The organism is Streptomyces boluensis (assembly GCF_009908195.1).
GTDB classification, from domain to species: domain Bacteria; phylum Actinomycetota; class Actinomycetes; order Streptomycetales; family Streptomycetaceae; genus Streptomyces; species Streptomyces boluensis.
On record NZ_JAAAHS010000582.1, the window covers coordinates 1 to 3291 of the forward strand.

General features: G+C 74.5%; 2 protein-coding genes and 1 pseudogene. All 3 read right to left on the bottom strand.

Going from position 1 to position 3291, the window contains the following annotated elements:
• Window positions 1-166: 166 nt before the first annotated feature.
• A complete protein-coding gene (gene pcaDC, locus GUY60_RS36155; protein ID WP_161705702.1) occupies window positions 167-1330 on the bottom strand; it encodes a bifunctional 3-oxoadipate enol-lactonase/4-carboxymuconolactone decarboxylase PcaDC in 1164 nt (387 codons plus the stop codon).
• A 19-nt stretch (window positions 1331-1349) separates the two neighbouring features.
• Window positions 1350-2756, bottom strand: a complete 1407-nt coding sequence (gene pcaB / locus GUY60_RS36160) for a 3-carboxy-cis,cis-muconate cycloisomerase (protein ID WP_161705704.1) — start codon at window positions 2754-2756, stop codon at window positions 1350-1352.
• A pseudogene (gene pcaG / locus GUY60_RS36165) lies at window positions 2753-3214 on the bottom strand (protocatechuate 3,4-dioxygenase subunit alpha); the annotation flags it as partial. The pseudogene pcaG and the gene pcaB, both read right to left, overlap by 4 nt.
• Window positions 3215-3291 lie beyond the last annotated feature (77 nt).

Consider the following 3291-nt stretch of genomic DNA (forward strand, 5'->3'; position numbering starts at 1 on the left):
CGAGGGGGAAGTGCGAGGGGAAGTGCGAGGGGAAGTGCGACCGCACCCTGACACGTGCAGTTAACGCACTAGATAGTTAATTAACGTGGGTGTGATGCTGCCCGGCCCTCCGGGTGGTGTCAAGAGTTCCGGCGACACCTGACGAACCGGAGTTCCGGGCAGCAGCTCAGACCGGCTGAGGCCCGTCGAGCCCGTCCTCCAGGAGCACGCGCCGGGCCACCGCGAAGGCCGAATTGGCGGCGGGCACACCGACGTACACGGCGGTCTGGAGCAGCACCGCGCCGATCTCCTCAGGGGTGAGGCCATTGCGCACCGCCGCCCGTACATGCATCTCGAGTTCGTCGAGGTGCCCGTGCGCCACCAGAGCGGTGAGGGTGACGAGGCTGCGTTCGCGGCGGCTCAGGGTGGGGTCGGTCCAGATCTCGCCCCAGGCGTACCGGGAGATGAAGTCCTGGAAGCGCGCGGTGAGTTGGGTGGTGCGTTCCTGGGCCCGGTCGACGTGCGCGTCCCCGAGCACCTCGCGCCGCACCGCCATGCCGGGCCCCGGCCCCGGTGCGCCGAAGTGGGCGCGCAGGGCGGCCAGTACGGCGGCGGGTTGCTCGACCGGGGCGAGGTGGGAGGCGTGCGGCAGTTCGGTGAGGCTCGCGTGCGGGACCGCGTCGGCGATCTCGCGGGCGTGCGCGGGCGGTGTGGCGGGGTCCCCCCGGCCCGCGAGCACCAGGGTGCGGGCGGTGACGGAGGGCAGCTCGGCGCGCAGGTCGAGCACGGCGAGCGCGTCACAGCAGGCGGCGTACGCCTGCGGATCGGTGTGCCGCAGCGCGTCGACGCATACGCGGCCGAGCGCCACCCCCGCGCCGCCGGAGTCGAGGAAGCCCGGCGTGAACCACCGCCCCGGCGCCCCGTCCGCGACGGCCGCGGTGCCCGACTCCCGTACCAGGGCGGCCCGTTGGCGCCACGGTTCGGGCTCTCCGAAGTGCGCGGAGGAACAGACCACGGCGAGCCGGTCGACGCGTTCGGGGTGGTGGGCGGCGAGCCAGAGGCCGACCGCGCCGCCGAGCGAGACGCCCGCGTAGTGGAAGCGGTCGAGGCCGAGGCGGTCGGCAAGCTCCAGGACGAGACGCCCGAGCTGGTCGACGGTCGCGCCGGGGCCGATAAGGCCGGCGGGCGACGCTCCATGCCCTGGCAGGTCCCAGCGGACGGTACGGAAGGCGGAGGACAGCTCGGGCGCGACCGCGTCCCACAGGGCGGTGGAGGTGCCGAGGGAGGGGCCGAGGAGCAGCGCGGGCCCACCCTCGGGACCGGCGCTCCGATGGTGCAAGGTGTTGTTCATGGGCCTGCTCATTCGTGGCTCAGCGCCGGGTGAGGGCGCGGTCGGTGAGCGCCGCGGCGGCGCCGGTGTAGCGGGTCGGGTCGGTGAGGCCGGCCAGGTCGAGGGCGTCGACGGCGGCCGCGTCGAGTCCGGCACCGGCCAGGCGCGCGGCGAGCGTCTCGGCCCAACTGCCGCGCCCGGTACGGGAGTCGGCGGCCGCGTCGGTGAGGAGCTGCTTGGCCCGCGCCCGGCCGAGAGGGACGGCGAGCGCGACGGCGAGCCGCTCGGAGACGATCAGGCCGTCGGTGAGGTCCAGGTGGGCGCGCATCCGCTCGGGGTGGACCCGCAGGTGCGCGGTGAGCTCCGCGGCATCGCGGGCGGCCCCGCCGACGGCGCGCAGCAGGTCCCGCAGGCTCTCCCATTCGGCGTGCCAGGCCCCGGCGGGCCGCTCGTCCTCGGCGCTCACGCAGCCGTACAGCGTGGCGGCGAGTCCGGGGGCGCGGCGGGCCGCGGCGGCGATCAGCGTGGCCCGTACCGGGTTGGCCTTGTGCGGCATGGCCGAGGAGCCTCCCCCGCCTCCCCCGCCGCCCTCGCTGACCTCGCCGAGTTCGGTGCGGGAGAGGACGAGGACATCGGCGGCGAGTTTGCCGAGCGCGCCCGCCGCGAAGGCGAGGGCACCGGCGAGATCGGCGACCGGGGTACGCAGGGTGTGCCACGGCAACTCCGGTTCCGCCAGGCCGAGTTGGCGCGCGTAGGCGGGAAGCAACCCGAGAACCGACCCCTCCCCCGCCGGCTCCACCACCGCGTACGCCTCGAACGCCTCGAACGCGGCCAACGTGCCTGCCGCGCCGCCGAGTTGGGCGGGCAGTGTCGCCCGTACCGTCGCGATCCGGTCGCGTGCGTCGAGGACCAGGGCGCGCCAGCCCGCCGCCTTGAGCCCGAACGTGGTGGGCACGGCGTGCTGGGTGAGGGTGCGGCCGGGCATCGGGGTGTCCCGGTGCGCGGCGGCGAATCGCGCCAACTCCCCTGCGGTGCAGTCGAGTTCGGCATGGATCAGGGCGAGGGTGCGGGACGCGACGAGCATGGCCGCCGAGTCGAGGATGTCCTGGCTGGTGGCGCCACGGTGGACGTACGCGGCGGCTTCCGGGGGCACGGCGGCGGTGAGGTCCGCGACCAGCGGGATCACCGGGTTGCCGCCGCTCCGGGCGCGCACCGCGAGGTCGCGCGGGTCGAACCGTTCGGCGCGGGCGGCGTCGGTCACGGCCTCGGCGGCTGCGGCGGGGGCGAGGCCGAGTTCGGCCTGCGCCCGTGTGAGGGCGGCCTCGGCGTCGAGCATGGCCTGCAGGAACGCCCGGTCCCCGGTGGCCTGTTCGGCGGCTGCGGCGACCCGGCCGGGGGCGAGCAGGCCGACATCGAAGGCGGCGTCAGCCCCGTCGTCGTACGTCATGTGAACTCCAGGAACACCGTCTCGTCCGGGCCCTGCAGCCGGATGTCGAATCGGTGGGTGGCGTGCGGTTCCGCGGCCGCGAGGAGGGTGGCGCGGCGCTCCGGCGGCAGGGCGGCGAGGAGCGGATCGCTGTCGACGGTGGCGGACTCCCCCGGTATGTACACGCGGGTGAACAGGTGCCGGGTGAGGCCGCGGGCGAACACGCAGACGCTCAGATACGGGGCGCGGCCGCCGCGCGCTCCGGGGCGGAGCGTGCGCAGGGCCCAGCGTCCGTCGGCGTCGGTGGCGACCCGGCCGAAGCCGGTGAAGTCCACGCCGTTGCGGCCGAGGTAGCCGCCGGTCACCGGATCGCGGCGCAACGAGCCGCTCCGGTACGGGAGTTGACCGTCCGGGTCGGGGCCCCAGAACTCCAGGAGGGCGTCCGGTACGGGTGCACCGGCGCCGTCGAGGACCCGCCCGTGCTACACATTTGATTCTGCCGACGAGAATCAAAGTTTAGATGTCGGTGGTAGCCGTTCCATTAAAAAAAAGAAGA